Source organism: Aliikangiella marina (genome assembly GCF_007004765.1).
Classification (GTDB): domain Bacteria; phylum Pseudomonadota; class Gammaproteobacteria; order Enterobacterales; family Kangiellaceae; genus Aliikangiella; species Aliikangiella marina.
The window spans coordinates 412,052-428,611 of the sequence record NZ_VIKR01000005.1 but is presented as its reverse complement, the minus strand read 5'-3'; the positions used below and the strand labels follow the sequence as shown (position 1 = coordinate 428,611).

Annotated in this window: 16 protein-coding genes; 3 read left to right on the top strand and 13 right to left on the bottom strand. The window is 41.9% G+C overall.

Annotation, left to right across the window (positions count from 1 at the left end; all coding sequences use genetic code 11):
• Positions 1-59: 59 nt before the first annotated feature.
• The 8 genes from FLL45_RS19175 to FLL45_RS19140 form a co-directional block, all read right to left on the bottom strand.
• Complete coding sequence (locus tag FLL45_RS19175) at positions 60-995, bottom strand: aldo/keto reductase (RefSeq protein WP_142943671.1); 936 nt, start codon at positions 993-995, stop codon at positions 60-62.
• 137 nt (positions 996-1,132) lie between these two features.
• Positions 1,133-1,339, bottom strand: a complete 207-nt coding sequence (locus tag FLL45_RS19170) for a cold-shock protein (protein WP_142943670.1) — start codon at positions 1,337-1,339, stop codon at positions 1,133-1,135.
• Between the two features lie 488 nt (positions 1,340-1,827).
• A complete protein-coding gene (locus FLL45_RS19165) occupies positions 1,828-2,166 on the bottom strand; it encodes a hypothetical protein (protein ID WP_142943669.1) in 339 nt (112 codons plus the stop codon).
• Positions 2,167-2,367: 201 nt separating this feature from the next.
• A complete protein-coding gene (locus FLL45_RS19160) occupies positions 2,368-2,742 on the bottom strand; it encodes a VOC family protein (RefSeq protein WP_142943668.1) in 375 nt (124 codons plus the stop codon).
• 246 nt (positions 2,743-2,988) lie between these two features.
• Positions 2,989-3,534, bottom strand: a complete 546-nt coding sequence (locus FLL45_RS19155; protein ID WP_185964552.1) for a DUF1569 domain-containing protein — start codon at positions 3,532-3,534, stop codon at positions 2,989-2,991.
• 19 nt (positions 3,535-3,553) lie between these two features.
• On the bottom strand, positions 3,554-5,719 hold the full coding sequence (locus tag FLL45_RS19150; RefSeq protein ID WP_142943666.1) for an alpha/beta hydrolase: 2,166 nt from the start codon (positions 5,717-5,719) through the stop codon (positions 3,554-3,556).
• A 17-nt stretch (positions 5,720-5,736) separates the two neighbouring features.
• Positions 5,737-6,195: a hypothetical protein gene (locus FLL45_RS19145; protein WP_142943665.1), complete on the bottom strand. Its 459-nt coding sequence runs from the start codon at positions 6,193-6,195 to the stop codon at positions 5,737-5,739.
• A 236-nt stretch (positions 6,196-6,431) separates the two neighbouring features.
• Positions 6,432-8,495 (bottom strand): S9 family peptidase, encoded by a 2,064-nt coding sequence (locus tag FLL45_RS19140; RefSeq protein ID WP_142943664.1) that lies wholly within the window; start codon positions 8,493-8,495, stop codon positions 6,432-6,434.
• Between the two features lie 149 nt (positions 8,496-8,644).
• Between FLL45_RS19140 and tesB the strand changes: the two genes are divergently transcribed.
• Positions 8,645-9,505 carry an acyl-CoA thioesterase II gene (gene tesB / locus FLL45_RS19135; protein ID WP_142943663.1) on the top strand — a complete coding sequence of 287 codons (861 nt, stop codon included), beginning with the start codon at positions 8,645-8,647 and terminating at the stop codon, positions 9,503-9,505.
• A 16-nt stretch (positions 9,506-9,521) separates the two neighbouring features.
• Here tesB and FLL45_RS19130 read toward each other — a convergent pair whose 3' ends face one another.
• The 4 genes from FLL45_RS19130 to FLL45_RS19115 all read right to left on the bottom strand — a co-directional run bounded on the left by FLL45_RS19130 (position 9,522) and on the right by FLL45_RS19115 (position 12,714).
• The gene (locus FLL45_RS19130; protein WP_142943662.1) at positions 9,522-9,761 is read right to left on the bottom strand and encodes a TIGR02647 family protein; all 240 of its coding nucleotides are present in this window, start codon (positions 9,759-9,761) and stop codon (positions 9,522-9,524) included.
• A 142-nt stretch (positions 9,762-9,903) separates the two neighbouring features.
• On the bottom strand, positions 9,904-10,632 hold the full coding sequence (locus FLL45_RS19125; protein WP_142943661.1) for an SIMPL domain-containing protein: 729 nt from the start codon (positions 10,630-10,632) through the stop codon (positions 9,904-9,906).
• Positions 10,633-10,875: 243 nt separating this feature from the next.
• Positions 10,876-11,412 carry a hypothetical protein gene (locus tag FLL45_RS19120; protein WP_142943660.1) on the bottom strand — a complete coding sequence of 179 codons (537 nt, stop codon included), beginning with the start codon at positions 11,410-11,412 and terminating at the stop codon, positions 10,876-10,878.
• A 726-nt stretch (positions 11,413-12,138) separates the two neighbouring features.
• Positions 12,139-12,714: a hypothetical protein gene (locus FLL45_RS19115; RefSeq protein WP_142943659.1), complete on the bottom strand. Its 576-nt coding sequence runs from the start codon at positions 12,712-12,714 to the stop codon at positions 12,139-12,141.
• 312 nt (positions 12,715-13,026) lie between these two features.
• Between FLL45_RS19115 and FLL45_RS19110 the strand changes: the two genes are divergently transcribed.
• Together FLL45_RS19110 and FLL45_RS19105 are read left to right on the top strand one after the other, a co-directional pair.
• The gene (locus FLL45_RS19110; RefSeq protein ID WP_142943658.1) at positions 13,027-13,398 is read left to right on the top strand and encodes a VOC family protein; all 372 of its coding nucleotides are present in this window, start codon (positions 13,027-13,029) and stop codon (positions 13,396-13,398) included.
• A 204-nt stretch (positions 13,399-13,602) separates the two neighbouring features.
• Positions 13,603-14,211: a GDSL-type esterase/lipase family protein gene (locus FLL45_RS19105; RefSeq protein ID WP_142943657.1), complete on the top strand. Its 609-nt coding sequence runs from the start codon at positions 13,603-13,605 to the stop codon at positions 14,209-14,211.
• 68 nt (positions 14,212-14,279) lie between these two features.
• Here FLL45_RS19105 and FLL45_RS19100 read toward each other — a convergent pair whose 3' ends face one another.
• A complete protein-coding gene (locus FLL45_RS19100; RefSeq protein WP_142943656.1) occupies positions 14,280-16,454 on the bottom strand; it encodes a pre-peptidase C-terminal domain-containing protein in 2,175 nt (724 codons plus the stop codon).
• Positions 16,455-16,560 lie beyond the last annotated feature (106 nt).

Below are 16,560 nucleotides of genomic sequence, written 5' to 3'. Positions count from 1 at the left end.
AATTTTTCTCCTTGAATCATTTTTTGTTCTTCCAAGTTGTCATACTCGGTTAAATCAAGTTACACGCTCTCCATGTAATGCAGCATTTTTTTACGCATACTGCTATCCGGTAATCGCCCGGACATAGCCAGCATATTGTCTTTCATATGTTCGACCTTGGAAGTAGCGGGAATCGCACAGGTCACTGCCGGATGGGAAATGATAAATTTTAAGAAATACTGCCCCCAAGAATGACAATCAAACTCTTTAGCCCAATCTGGCAAGGGCTTATTCTTAACCGCCTTAAATAAACGCCCTTTTTCGAAGGGACGGTTAACCAAAACTGCAATGCCCTTGTCTTGCGCGAGGGGCAGTAATCGCTTTTCGGCTTCGGTCACTTTGATATTATAATTCAATTGCACAAAATCCAGTTTACGGGATTGCATAACCCGCTCAAAATCGTCGTATTGCCCCAAACGAGAGGTCGTGATTCCAGTGTAGCGAATCTTTCCTTGCGACTTATATTCGTCCAATGTGTCCAAATGGACTTGCCAGTCGCGCAGATTATGCACCTGCATTAAATCCATTTTTTTAACTTGCATTCTTCGTTGAGTCTCAGCAATCGCAGAAATCCCCTCTTGTCGTCCATTGGTCCACACTTTGCTCGCGGCAAATAAGGATGGCTCTGGTGTTAGTTGGCCAATTAATTCGCCGATCACCGCTTCAGATTGACCATACATGGGCGATGAGTCTATTAGCTTTCCTCCCATGGTAAAAAAGGTATTCAGTACCTCCAATAGCCTCTGTTTAGCAGCCGGCTCATCACCAACATTAAAGGTTTGAAATGAACCCATACCAATTGCAGGCAACCGTTCCCCAGTCGAAGGTATTTTGTGGAATATTGAAGGAGCAAGAGATACAGAGGACCGAGCCTGATTTGCGAACAAACCAGGAGGAGCTGCAGCCACCCATGGTGCTACAGTAAGCCACTTGATCACATCTCGTCGACTTGTCATAGGCGATCCCTCCTAAAAATGGAAACACCACACTATAACGCTTTATGTCGTTTTAACAAAATCGACTGAGACGAATGAATAGTAATGCAAATAAAAAAGCGCTAACTTAATAACGCTTCTTATGGTTTGATCGATGATTATAGCGCGACAATATTTTCCGCTTGAGGGCCTTTTTGACCACTAGCAACCGTAAATTCAACTTTTTGGCCTTCTTTTAAAGTCTTAAATCCCTCAGATTGGATAGCACTATAATGTGCAAATACATCTGGTCCGCTTTCTTGAGAAATAAAACCATACCCTTTTGATTCGTTGAACCATTTAACGGTGCCTGTAATTGTAGACATAACTTTGTTTCCTAACTATCTTTGCTTTGTTTCTTCAATTATTGTTTGTAATGACGCATTCAAAATCTTAAACCGATTCTTCAACGCCGTCTGCGATAGAAGTGACCTTGGTGACAAGCATCAAGTGATTAAAACTAATTCAACTCGACTTAAATTAGCGCTAAAACATGACTCTCGCGTTGCAACTTATTGAGTAATGCTCAGGCCTTTTTAATGTCAAGCAGGATAACTTCTAACTGTTTCGAGTATACATAAAAAATGTGACATTGCCATTAAAAGGGGTGAATTTTTAGTTATGAATATTCAAAAAACTTGTTTTACAGCAGTAAGTTACATTCACCTTTATGGTGCGAACAAGCATAATATTTTGGGCAGGTTAAGTGTCTAATTTTTATTTTGTGAACTGAATCACTAGCAATAATTGTTAAGTTTTAGGTCTAGCGATAATTAAGATAAAGAATTTTATTCTGCAAATATCTCAAAACTTTTTATCTTTCCAGATAAGCCTCTATCAACTCACCAAGTTTATCATTGAGATGCGCTTCAAATTCGTCGAGTTCTTTTTTAAACACTTGTAGATATCGTTCAGCTTGGTCGTGATTAAGTCGACGAGTATTCACTTTATATTCCATCTCGGGTAAATTTTTATCAAAGCGAGGAACGATTTCCCAGTGAACAAAGTCGGCATCTAAATTTTCAACGGATTTTTCTGCATACTGACAAAAAGCTTCAATATGTTCTGGCCCGTCAGGCCCTAAACAACCCGGTTCAACACGAAATAGTACATTGAGTTTTTTGTCTAAAGGCAAAGGTAAGTCATGCTTCATTTTAAAGCCATTCTTGATTTGAGTTGAGTTATCTTGTTAACAGTATAATTCAGTATTTCAAGTCTGCTCTATTATATTCAGCTTTTGACCGAACTTTTAACCCCGTGATTTTTGACTCTCCCTAATATCAGTGCAACGGATTGCATCAATGCTTAAGGTTGCCCCCTCTGCGATCTGCGGAGGAGAATCGATATGAAAGACTCAATTTTCATTTGAGTCGACGTAATAGGCGAGCTCAACTCTCATTCCCTCTTTGTCCTTAAAGAAGATAGCTTCCCCATCAGGAAAGACCTGAATCTCTGGCGAATGAAAACCTGCTTCAGTGAGCTTTTCTTTAACTTGTATCAAGGCAGCCTTATTCTCGCAAGTGAACCCTAAATGATTTAAACCAGGGGCATAACGGCGATATTCATGATTAGGTTCATCCGCTTGTCTAAAATCAAGATAAATGCCTTCTCGATTCACAAAAACATTATCGCGGGTTTTCTCGAAACCGATTAACGGCAGAAGCGCATCATAAAAGTCGATATTGGCTTTTAGATCTGTTAACAGAATAACCAGATGATCAAGCTTCATAATGCTTCCTTATGGCATTGATAGTGAACAGCTCTCGTGTTCTACCTCAACGAAACTCAGTAAGTGAAAGAAATTTCCTTATCGAAATCTCTTATCAAACAGGTTTAGTGGCAATCATTCGACTCAAGTTGCTTTGTTTGAGTCAGGTTGTTGTAGTGACCTGATTTAAGTAACCTGATGTGGGTAATCTAATTTAAGCAATCTAATTTAACTAATCTGGGATGTAAAATCTTGTGTAAATCGTATTCAGGTCACAATTTCAGCTAAATGGTTATAAACATGCATCACATGCGCTAGCTCATATTCGTCCTTCGAGAGTTTCCCAAAAGCAAAATGTTCCTTCAGTTCCCCTTGATAACTGGTAAAAGCATTGATTCTATCTAATAAGATATTAATCGCTGCCGCAGTCGAGGTAACTTTGCTGTCAGTAAGCCTTAGTGAATCTTCTCCCGGAATTGGCTCATCGAGCGCATGATGCATCTTCCCAAGCGAAGCGAAAGTAGAGAAGGCACTCGTACCAACCACGTTTTTAAACGCCGATGAACGATGAACCGGAAAGCCTATCATCGAAAACTCGATGCTTTTGGCACAGTGCAGAAAAACTTTAACCGGATTCCAGTCGCCCGAGCTATTGAGAGTTTCGCCTTTTAGTTGTTGTAGTTTTCCACTCAAAACGTCTAGGGATAGTATGCTCCTATCCTCAACACGGCCCAGGTAAAAGCCAGTGGTGCCACCCGCTAGCAACAATCCACTGGCCGATAATCCCGCTTTAAGTAATTTTCTTCGCTTCACGATGTATAAAGTTCGAATGCTAAAATATCGATAAATCCCAAACTATCATAAATAAACACAAGCTGATAGCCGCAAAACCCGTTAATAGGAACCCGCTCAAACTTGCAAAACTCATTGGCAATCTTAATCGCGATCTTATCGTCAACCAAACAGTGATGAGACCTAACAACCCTGTAAATAAGCCCAAGATAGCCCCCCATTTGGCCGTGGCGACCATTCCAAAAAGCATTAAAAATTCAGAGGCTTTCATCGTTTGACTTGCCGCAATTGCGAACACAATCATCGTCGCAACCGCAACTGAGCTTGTCAGCCACGCAGCTCGTCTCGCGCCAAATGTGCGCGGAGCATCTCGATTATCTATCCAGCGGCCGATAGGACCGATAGTTAATACAATAAAGCTAATCAGAAGCGTTAGGCTACTTAGCACTAACCAACCACCTGGTCCTGCCAGCTTTTTCTTATCTTCAATTGCGGTTAAAGCGATTTTTGCCGGAAAAGTTGTATGAAACAGTGGACCAACAAAGTCGGGTAATTCCATTGATTCAACACAGCTTAAATCGGGCGTTGTATTCGGCGAATCATAAAATAAATTGAGCATGTCTCCTGCGCATTTTACTGATCGAGACGGACCATGTCCTGCATAGGGGAACTCGACATAGGTCGCATTTTTAAAGCCAGGTAAAATTGCTTTGGCCAGCGGCGGTGGGGTGATGGGATCCATATCACCTTCAATGATGAGTGCTGGAAGGTCTGTTTCAGTCATCGTATATTCAGAAGCAGATCGAGGCTCTGCACCGACTATCGAACACAGCTCCGCGGATCGTTTTAACGCTTCTTCTGTACCTATGGCAGCCCCCAATATCGGAAGCTCTTTAATATCCAGCAGTCCCGAGTTTTTGATTGAATCCTTGCCCCCGTCATTACACAAGATGGCGTCTCTCATTCCAGGACTCGAGGTGAAAAAGTTACTGGTCATTTGGGTAAGCAACTTAAAATAAGTCTCATCTCTTCGCTCAACAATGTCTGACCAAGCATAAATAATCGCTGGCAAAGCGGGGTAATTCGATTGTTCATACAGCATCATAAAAGGCAGCATTGCTGCCATATCTTCGAACACGTATGCCTTGCCGCTTGGATAAACTTCCGTATCTTTCACTTCTACCACAATTGGGTTACCCATCACCGATTGAGCCGCTTGTCGTATTCTTTGCCCCAGTTCAGGAAAGCGCTCTGCACAATCGCCGTGTGCCACACAGGCCTCATCGAGCTTTTTTAGGTCTCTGTCATACCATTTAGCAACTCGCCAAAATAACGCATCGTCACGAGCAAATAGCGGCATAATAGCGTCGAGCGCAATCGCTTTTATACCCTGTGGGTCTTGTTTAATATAAGCTTGACCAAGGATCGATCCGTAAGAAATTCCCCACACATTCCATTGCTCAAACCCCAAAGCCATTCTTAACGCTTTCACATCGCGGGCATTTTCGGTTGTACTATACCCACTTAAATCAACCCCTGATTTGGCGGCATTTCGCGCACATTGCGCCGCCGCTTCAACGCCGGCCATTTGGTTAGCGGCAAAAGTATCTACATCGCTCAATTTGGGATTTCGTGCATTGTAAAACTCACAAAAGTCATCTGAAAAACCGATACCTCTTTGCTCGAGAATATATAAATCGCGATGTTTGACTAGTCCATGGTCTTTAAATCGCTTAACATAAGTTAGCGCATGCGCGCCAGGACCTCCTGTGAGATAAACTACGGGATCGCTTCGTTTGCCTGCGGCAGGTTTGGCTTTTGCTTTTTCTGGGTCCTCCGCTTCTAACTTAGCGCTTTTCTCCTCGTCTTCTTCCGACCATTGCGCGCTTATTTTAACAACGTGTAACTCAATATATCTTGATTTCGGATCCTCCCGATTTTCTGGGACCTCGAGCAAACTACATTCGATTTCACCCGGCTCATAATCAAGCTCAGCTTTAAAAGGACAAACGATTGTATCTAGCTTGAAAGTATCGCGAGCAAAAATATCAACGCTTGATTCGGATGTAACATTATCCAGCGAACTGTCAATACTGGCATTGTCATTGGAATTCATTTCTAATGAGCGAGACTCTGCAGAAATGGCACTAACTGAAAATATCATCAAGGTTGCTAATAGCGCTACGGAATACAGATTAAAGTTCATAAAAATTGCCTATGTAATTATTTTTTGAGTTTAGCGAGGTATTCGACACTTTGTCCCGGCGTATACTGAAAAACAGGATCGCGATATTCGTCGACGTGAGCACAATAAACAGGCTTATCCAAAGTACGGCCAATAGTCGACATTAATCGAAAGATTAAGTTTGCCTTAAATTCATCGTCAATCATTACCGGGTCAAATAGTAATTCAATTTGATCGGCTGAGTTAAACGGACAATTCATATCCACCCCGCCTAAATTTACTGACAATAGATATTGGTGGGAAGGATCATTGATAAACGCGGCAAAATTATTCGGCAATGGAGCTTCTTTACCATCGACATAAAATATAAGCCGAGCATGACTACTTTTTAGAAAGTGAATCACAGACTGCCAATCTTGAGTATCAACATCTCTAATCAACAAATCTCGCTGTAAACCATTGGGGATAAATTCTGATTTGTATTCTTCCCACAGCATTGGCAACTACCTCCAAATGTTTTTTCATGCTAGTTATTTTTGGATAGTAACGTTTATAAAAACGCTCACACTATTGGAAAAGCGCGAGCCTTTGAACTGCTTTAATCACAATGATCAATGATCTATGATCAATGACTTGGCATTGGTTCGCCGAATGTTATTTTACCAAATTACGTTTGTGCAAAGATGCGATGAAAATAATATATCACACTATTGCCGCCATTTTACGCTAAAAGCTATTGATAGCGTTCGAACCATTCAATAATTCTTTTTATTCTCTCAACTAAATTTATTGGTTTTCCACTACGGGATAGGCTGTGCGTCTCATTTTTAAATATCACCATTTCGGTATCAACATTATTGTTTTTCAGGGCATAAAACCATTCCTGCCCTTGACCTAAAGGCGTAATCAGATCTTTATCGCTATGAATAATCAAGGTCGGTGTTTTAACTTGATTGGCAAACTGTAACGGTGAACGATTCCAGTAGTAGTCAAAGTTTTCCCATAAATTACCACCAAACTCTTTACGCATGGCTCTTGGTGTAAATTCTTGCGTACCCGCTTCAGATATCCATGAGCTTACGCTACGCTGCGTTACCGCCGCCTTAAACCGATCGGTTTTCGTGGTAATCCAATTGGTTAAAAAACCTCCATGACTGCCACCCGTCAAATAGAGTTTGTTAGCATTCAACCATTTTTTTTCGGCCAATAACTTATCGAGAAACTGTATATTATCTTGATAATCAGCACCACCGTAATCAAGTCTCACTGCTTTGGCATGCTCAATACCATAGCCACTACTTCCACGATAATTAACAAACGCAACAGCGTAACCTTTCGCCGCATACATTTGATTCTCTTGAAACCAACGATGTCCCCACATCCCGCCAGGACCACCCTTGATATTAAGCACTAATGGATACTTTTTACCCTTTTTAAAATTAATTGGTTTTTGGTAAAACCCCTGAACTCTCATCCCTTTATCGTTGGTAAACCAAAACTCTTCTAAAGTCGTTAATTGACGATTTTTTAATAGCGAATCATTGAAGCTCGTTATCTTCTTTAATTTTTTACTGCTTAAATCAAACTGATAAAGCTCTGCCAGTTGAGTAGCGTCTTCTAGTGAAAAGACTAAAAAGCGGTGATTAGCTGCGACCGCCAGATTAGAAACAGACATGTTTTTCTCAAAGACTTTGCTGACTTCTTTGCTGGCAATATCAACCTTAAATAATCGAGTAGCGCCGTGATCAGCAGCAATAAAATAAATCAGCTGACCATCGGGCGACCAAATAATACTTTGAGGTTGTCTATCAAACTTTTCCGTTAGATTCTTTTTATTTTTTCCGTCTGCGTCCATCACCCATAAATCGGTTTGTTCGTAAGTATCCTCAGCGTGATAATAGGCAATTAACCGGCCGTCAGGTGATGGCGTTGGAGAACTGTCGCGATGGGCATGGTCAGTTATCTTTTGAGGGTTACCACCTTTAGTCGCAACTCGCCAAATATCAGAGTTTTCGCTTCCATCATACTCTTCGCCAGTTCGGTTAGAGTCGAAATAAATAAACTTCCCATCGCTAGAAAGTCGCGCATGATTGTCATTCCAGTCTTTACCCGAAGTGAGTCTTGTTAATTTTTTTGTGCTGAGATCAAAGGTCCAAATATGGCTTCGTTTCTCATCTAAAAAACCAATACTATTAGATTGGTACAACGCATGTTTAACTTCGATAATATCTGGCTTAGCACGCTTACTTTTTTTGTCAGCTGCTTTGTTATTTTTCTTTGTATTTTCTTTATGCGTTTTTTCCGGGTCTGACTCTAGAGTCAAAATAAAACCTGAATTATCGGGCAACCACTCATAATCTAGTAAAACATCTTCAATGTCAGTGGCTACATTGGGCTCACCGCCGGAAGCAGGCATCATCCAAATTTGTGTTTGTTTATCTTTTTTACGAGTAAAAGTAATCTGTTTTCCATCGGGTGACCATTTGGGGTTACTATCATTGTTGCCAAAGGTAAATGGTCTTGGCTCTGAATTTCCTTCAATCATCCACAACGAAGCATGGCGCTTTCGGCCGTCTTCACTTACTTGCCTTTTTACAAACAAAATTTTCGATGCATCTGGAGAGATTTGTGGATCAGCAACAAACTTGAAATCAAAATAGTCATCTGGCGACAAACCGGGAAGCTTTTTTGCTTGAGTGCTTGTGGTCACTACGAAGCTCAGAAGCAAAGCACTTAAAGCGATTAACAATGAGCCACGAGAATAATGATGACTTTTGAGTTGATTGATAGGATTCAATTCAGTCTCCTAAATAAATAATTAAAATTAAAGCACTTGGGTAAAAAATTACCCCATTATTCCATTTTTACTTTTATTTTGCGACTGAAGGGCGTTTTCACCTAAAATAGACCCACTAATCAATTAACTTTGTAGGATCTCTGACGCTTATGTCACAAGTTTTGGAAGAGTTACTCGACTTGTTGAGTTTGGAAAAAATTGAAGAAGGCCTCTACCGAGGCGATAGCCAGGATATTGCACTCGGCCACGTATTTGGCGGCCAGGTCATTGGCCAAGCGCTCTCAGCCGCCAAACGGACGCTTGCATCAGAGCGCCCTTGTCACTCATTTCATAGTTATTTTTTGCGGCCAGGCGACGCGACCAAACCGATAGTATACGATGTCGAAAATATCCGTGATGGCGCCAGCATTTCAACTCGCCGGGTAAAAGCAATTCAAAATGGCAAACGCATTTTCTTTATGACCGCATCATTTCATGAAGCCAGCGATGGTTTTGAACATCAAGCAGAGATGCCTAATGTTGCCGGCCCAGAGAACCTCATGTCTGAGCTCGATATCGCTCGAAAATTTGCCGATAAAGTGCCAGAGCGGATTCGAAACATCGTTACTTGTGAAAAGCCGATAGAAATTCGCCCGGTTGAGTTTTTCAATCCACTGAGTCCAGAACAGGCGCCTGCAAAACGACATATTTGGATGAAAGCCAATGGCCCACTTCCAAACGATTTAAGAGTTCATAAATACGTTTTAGCCTATGCATCTGACTTTGCCTTTTTACCAGTCGCTGGTCAGCCACACAAAGTTTCTTTCATGCTCCCCGAGTTTCAGATGGCGACTATTGACCATAGTATGTGGTTTCACCGTGACTTCCGATTCGATGATTGGTTACTTCACGTAATTGAAAGCCCCTCCGCTAGTCATGATAGAGGCTTTGTTCGCGGTCAGTTTTTTGACCAACAGGGAAGATTAGTTGCCAGCACCGCGCAAGAAGGCGTGATGCGGAAGCGTAAATAAAACAATGTAACGAAGGTTAACTTTCCGCTTGGAGCATTTTCACCAATAGTTGAACATGCTCCGCCGTCTCTACGCCTCTATCGGTTAAATAACCACCGTCCATTTGGGAGATAATCCCTTTATCAAAGAGACGATGCGCGGCAGCAACCATTTTGGGATCAGCATCATGATGAACTTTGATGCCCTCTTGAGTTGAGTTGAGGTTAAACAGATTCAGCAACTCTAGCTCTTCAATAAGGTGCGGTGTCAATGACATAAGATTCTCCAAACATAGAAGATGGCTTCACCGTAGCATTTTTTTTAACGTATAGGTAGTTGTTATTGCGCCAGTCCACTTACCGAGGATTATTGTTCATTACCTGTTAAGTTAACCCCGAGTGACCTTGATAACAGCAAAGTTAATCTGTCAAAAAGAAAGTCACATTGGTAACCACTCTGACTTCTTTCTCGATTTTTCGCGTATCGCCATATCTTTCGCCTACATCTCTAATCACAAAACCTCCTTGCCGGGCCGAACGTATCCCTCCGACTTTAACGCCTGCATTACTCGCAAACTCATTGGCCGCAATGCGCGCATTCTTGGTCGCCTCTTTGACCATGTCTGGTTTAATATCGTTCAGCTTTGTGTAGTGATAAGCAGGCTCATTATTAATAACATCTAAGCCTTGGGCAATCAGTTTGTTAAGCTTTGCTCTGCCTTCAGCGACAAGTTTAACTTTCTCGGTTTCGACTTCGATTTCGCCAATTAAAAAATGCTTTTCTTCGACGAGTTTCTGATTCTCATCACGATACTCTTCTTTGTTGTAGCGGATAATTCCTGGTGAGATCTCAGTCTCGGTGAATCCACTTTGTTTCAGCGTTGAGACAATCGTGTTTTTATCGACCTCGGATTTCTCATAGAGCGCGGGGATTTCATTTTTACTGGAGCCCGTAACCGTATAACTAATTGTCCAATAGGCTTTATCGGCTTCGACTCTGCGCTCCGCAAGCCCTTTAACATCGGCTGTATTTAGTGCGACTCGCGAGTTATAAAGCGTCTGCGAAATAAAATAGCCTCCGACCGCAATACCGATCGCCAGAAAGAGTGCGGCAGGAATCAGTGGTGAGTTTTCGCTCGTATTGCTCATTGTTTGAACTCCTTGTTTTAAGGTATTTTCTGGCTTTCGATATTTTTTTACCCTAGTCGAATGCCCGATTTAAGCATGGTGTTGTTGGTAATATTTCTGTTTTCTCTAAAGTTCCAATTTTTTCGTCGATTTCGGGTTTTTCCTAAGTTTCATCTAAGTCTCAAAACTTAGTTATTTCATCAGCCTTTATAGCCGGCACCAGATTGGAACGTACCAGCCAGTCAAGTAGGTCTATGCTATACGCTAGTGCGCTGTTCGTTGTGCTAACTGTTCCATTCTCTGTTCGATTAACGTCGCAAAAGCTTCACGAGTGCACTCGCCTTGCAACTCACCAAGATTTAAATGATTATCCAAGTGCCACTGACAAAAGAAAAAACAGGCTCCTTGCTCACCCTCACCAAGCTCCAACGTAAAATATCTCACTTCTGGTGACTGCTCATCTAAAGGCGTTGTTAAATCTAGTGTTGACACTACTCCCACAAAAGCAGCCTCAGCATGCGCTTGCGGGGGAGGCATCTTGATCAATACCAAGGGATGATCACCAGCTCGTGAAGTAACAACATCAAAATCCGTGGCTTGCAAAGTAGTGGTATCATCAGGGCAATTCGATTCGACCTGTTGAATCAGATTGTTTAAAAATTGCTGTTGATGGTTACTGGCCATGAGGGAAAAAAAATAATCACTATCATCGAGACAAATTTGCCTGAACGCATAATGTGCCATCACGTAATGGCGCTCTCGTGGCTCATTAAGCCTTATGGGGAATTCATCGGGGGACAATCAGCTACTCCTCAAAATAGTGCCTACAGCTTAAAAATCGTGCCTACAGCCTAAAAATAGTGCCTACAGCTTAAAAATATTGCCTACAGCTTAAAAATCGTGCCTACAGGTATATTTAAAGCCTCACTCTACCTAAGTCGAGCGCATATTAAAACATCTCATCAATTATCTTATTGGCCTAAAACCTTATTGCGAACAATTATCATTTGCATTTTTATTTTTTCTTGTTTAGAATGATTCTCATTCAGGTTAAGCGGTAAACTGTGAATACGCGAGACGAATAGATGAGTTATCAAATAGAAGCATTTTTGGACGATGGTAAACCGTCATTAAAAATCTATGACGTAACTAAGCAATCACTTTGTTTATCTTGGACTTACAGTGGCTCGAACGAGGGCTCTCAGAGTAACCAAGAAATCCGTCAACTATTTAGGCAGCTTTTGCTGCTCACCTGTAAACAGGATATATGCAATGTTAGGGTTTTCAACATCACTCCTTGTCATTTCGATAGTTAGATTAGTCAGGCATCTCAATTATCGACCTACCTTACTGTTGAAGCTTTATGTTGCCTATATAAACCGTAACCAACGGTGACCCCATCTCTACTCGGTTATGGTTTGTCAGCCCGGCGAAAGCCGGGCATTTTTAATCTTTGATTGAGAACACCGGAACGCAAAGATTAAGGATCGAGCCAATGGGTCTCGAGAACAGCTTGCTCCTCTCTCATTACTCCTCGCTGGTAAATTGAGTGACAATCGTTTTGATGATCCTTAACTTGGCTCTATTTGATTTTGGAACGACCCAATCAAAGCCAATTGCTCGCCATTCTTCATCTGACTGGTCAAAACCGAGTTTGTCCAAAAAGTTTATCGGCGTCACAAAAAATTGCTGTCTATATGGCAGCAAAATTCCACCGTAGGCATTTTGATGCGCTTTTGCTTCAGCGTAATTTGTGAACCAATGATTTAAATAGCCACCTAATCCGTGACGACAGAAAAAGGTTTGGAAATCCAGCGCAGTTTCCAATTCCACTCTTGACTTGAGTGCCTGCCAATTAGCAAACCCGTTCTCTAAGGCAATAAGGTTCAACACTTGTTTACGCTTAACAGTACTCGGTGATTCTAGCCAATACTCCATATTAAATTGGGCAAGCCTAATATTGAGATCGCTTTGCAAAATCAAATCAGACTGCTTAATTTGTTTGTGTAGTTTAGCCGCTTGTGCTTTATAAAAATTAAGATTTTTGCCCAAAAGAATCGCGGGTTCAGTGAGGGTATTTCTTTGTGGAAATGAATGATTCATAAACGTCTCCTACTATCGCTTTCCCCTACCAAAGCAATCGATTACGTTTAAAAATAAACACTCATGTAAAGTTTATTTCTTTCTAAGGAGTGAGCATAACTCTTTTGTAGGGCAGGCGTTTCCCAAACCTGAAGGGGTATTTTAAGTGATTCGTATGCGTAAGCCAATAATTGGTTCTCTTCAATTTGATAATTTTTTGTTATTGAAAAAATTTTTTATAACCTCCTGACACTACCCTGTCAGGAGGCTCAGGCTAACCTACTCGACACACCCCTGATTCACTTTTCAATACATAATCACGAGGATAAAAATATGGATCACATGGTTACTTGGTCAGAACTACCTGTCAATGACATGGAAAGAGCAATGAAATTCTACAAAGATATCTTGAATGTCGAGTTTAAACGAGAAGATATGAGCGGATACGATTACGCTATGTTCGCGACTGACGAAGATTTGGTATCAGGCGCGCTCGTAGCAGGTGAAGGTTATTCACCCAGTGCTCAAGGCACGGTAATTTACCTTAATGGCGGTGACGATATCAGCGAGCCCTTGAGCAAAATTACTAAACTGGGCAACCAAGTTGTCGTCCCTAAAACCGCTATTCAAGATGGCGCTGGCGGATATTTCGCGCAATTTATTGATAGTGAAGGCAACCGAGTCGGTCTTTACTCAAAACAATAAGCACTTTACCAACTGGGCTCCGTCAACCTACGTCAGTTGGTGGAGTCTTATCAACACGCTTTACTAATCGAATTGGTTGTAAACCCGAAACAATCGCTTTTCTGTTCAATGGTGTTCCCAATTTGGCCCAATTATCGATTTAATCCGTAGATTCCTCTATTATCCGCAAACAACCATTTAGTGCTGAAAGTTTAGGACGCTCAAATGTTAAAACTAAAATCTGTTTTACTGATTATTTTTACTTTTGCGGTCATCGGCTGCAGCGAGCCAAAACTCCCCCCCTTAGCGTATGGCTCAAAAATTGTGGCTTTTGGCGATAGCTTAACCTATGGCGTCGGCTCAGGAAACGGGCCGACTTATCCGCAAGCTCTCGCCGAGTTAACAGGATTTGAAGTGGTCAATGAAGGCATCTCTGGCGAAACAACAACCGGTGGCTTACAACGATTTGCTCAAGTCTTAGATAAGCATCAGCCAGACATGGTGATTTTGATGGAAGGCGGTAACGACATCCTACGAAACCACAACCCCAAAACGACTAAACAAAATCTAGCAACGATGATCGAAATTGCACAAGCGAGAGAGATTAGAATTATTTTTATGGGAGTTCCAGAAAAGAAATTGTTTTCAGATAGCGCACCATTTTATCAAGAACTGGCAGAACAGTACGCCCTAGTCTATGACGGTGACTCGCTTTCTGAGCTGCTCCGCTCAAGACAGTACAAGTCTGACCCCATCCACTTAAACGGCGCGGGATACCAAGCGCTTGCTAATCGGATCTATCAACTAATGCAAACCAGCGGAGCGATTGATTAAAGTGATCAACCGACTAGTCACCCTGTTAATTAGTCGGTCTAGAATGCCCTCCTTGGCACAATACATCGCTAAAGGGCTTCGCCCGTTAAATCTACATTCGAGAAACTGCTGTACGCTCTAACACTAATAAACCAAGTTCCAGCACTAGGATTATTAATCTTGCAAGATTCATTGTTACCGTTTTTATACGGACGGCACTGATAGCCAGAGGTTGTCGGTTGAGAGCCATATCGCACATACAAATCAGCATCACCACTACCGCCGGACATTACGGCTGAAAGTTCAGTCATACCCTCTGGCAGCTCGAGGGTAAAGTGCTGCCAACTGCCACGTGCCCCAGACAATCCAGTTTCATCGAATCGCAATTCATCACCAGAACCTTCAGTGTAATCCGCGACTAGTGAAACATTGGAATAACTTCGATAAGCTCTGAGCATGACAAAATAGCGGCCCGCTTGAGCGGGATTAAAGCTACAAGTTTCGCTATTACCACTTTTATACGGACGACAATCATAACGACTTGTCGTTGGTTCGGCGCCAAACCTCACATAAATGTCCGCGTCACCGCTTCCACCCAAAATTTTAAATGAAGCAGTGCGCGCATTTTCAGGTACATCAAAATAAAATTCGACCTCATCACCAGTCGCCCCCGATACCCCCTCTACCGGTACTCCTTTCAGTAACATACCGTCGAGCTCATTTTCGACGGTTATATCGACAGTATATGTATCATTGAGATTATCATTGTCAGTAACCGTTAAGCTCACTGAATAAGTCCCTGAACGATTAAAATTGTGAGTCGGATTTCTTAAGCTGCTCTGCTGACCGTCACCGAAGTCCCATAGATAATTTACGATACTGCCATCATCACTACTTCTATCGGTAAAGGAGACTGATAACGAGTTCGCGGAATACTCAAAATCTGCATTCGGTCGACCAACAACCGGCGAATTGTCGCCAACCGGTATTTGATAGTTAAAAAACTCTGCGACTTGTGGCCATATTTGGTTAATTAGCACCCCTTGGTTGGGACACCCGCCAAAATGGTGTAGCGCGATCACATTATTTGAGCTTGCCGCTAAAACAGGTGAACCAGAACTTCCTCCAATGGTATCGCACATATATCCCATATCAGTGTTTGGCGCTGAACCATCAGCCAAAGTCACATCAACTCGGCACATACCATCGCTATTTTGATCACTGACGATAGAGAGCTGTTTCGGCTGTCCTCGACCATGTTGCGGAATAAAAATCCTTTCCTGTTCAATCGGGTCCCTAACATCTAAACCAAAATGCCCAAACTGTTGAATCTGTTCAAAGTTCTTAACCGTGAATAAAGTAAAATCAAGCTCTTTATTGGTCGCTAGTAATTGATCACCAGTGACAATCACCCTTCCCGATGTCGAACCAGAGTTACAGCCAGATTTTTGGTAGTTGAACCATACTTCTGTCTTACTTGGACCTGCAACGCCAGAGATACAGTGGTTATTCGTGAAAAGTCGATTATCCTCACCAACTCGCCACGCAGAGCAGGAACTAGAACCATTAATCAGCAGCCGAGCAACAGGTCGCGACCGTTCAAACTCAATCGGATGAGAATCCTCAAAGCAAGCAACATCACGACGCTCATTGACGCCACACGTTGAGAGAGGAACAAGATCTAAACTATCCGACTCAATATAGGCGTTTTCCAGTTCGTTTTCTGGAAGTCCTTCCATGATTGAATCAACTTCAATATGATAATTAGCGGCTAAATTATTCGGATCTATGAGCTCAATGATCACAGTCTCTCCAAATACTGTTAATGCCGAAAATGAAGTTACTCCGTTGTCTCCATCGCGCAACGTATATAAAGACGGATTCTCGTTACCATATCGATGTACTTGAGTGCCATCAGAATTTCTAACTTCAATATAAGTGCCTTCAGATAAATATAGACGGCTAAAATGAATTTTAATAAAGCTCGCGCCAGGACGATGAATCTTGATCTTTTTATGATTAATCGCACTGTATTGGGAAATTTTATCGCTACTGACAAAGCTTTTATCGGTAATCAACGCTTTAAAATCTAGCGGTTTTGCTGTTCGCACTTTTTGCGACTGTAAGTTATCTAGGCTCGCCAAATTTCGAGTTTGCGAAGCGGTAAAACCTGAAGATTTTGAGCTCGAAGAATTTGCGATTGAAGTAACAGAAAAGAGTATGCCAAGGCACAACCCGCTAGCCAGTATTATTTTTTTGCTCATGTTCAGCCTCGTGAAATAATTTTTTATTATCGATTCGATTATTTTTTAGATTTACGATCCATCTTGTCTCGTCCGTTAAATACTCGTCGTTTGTTAGGACGAGTAA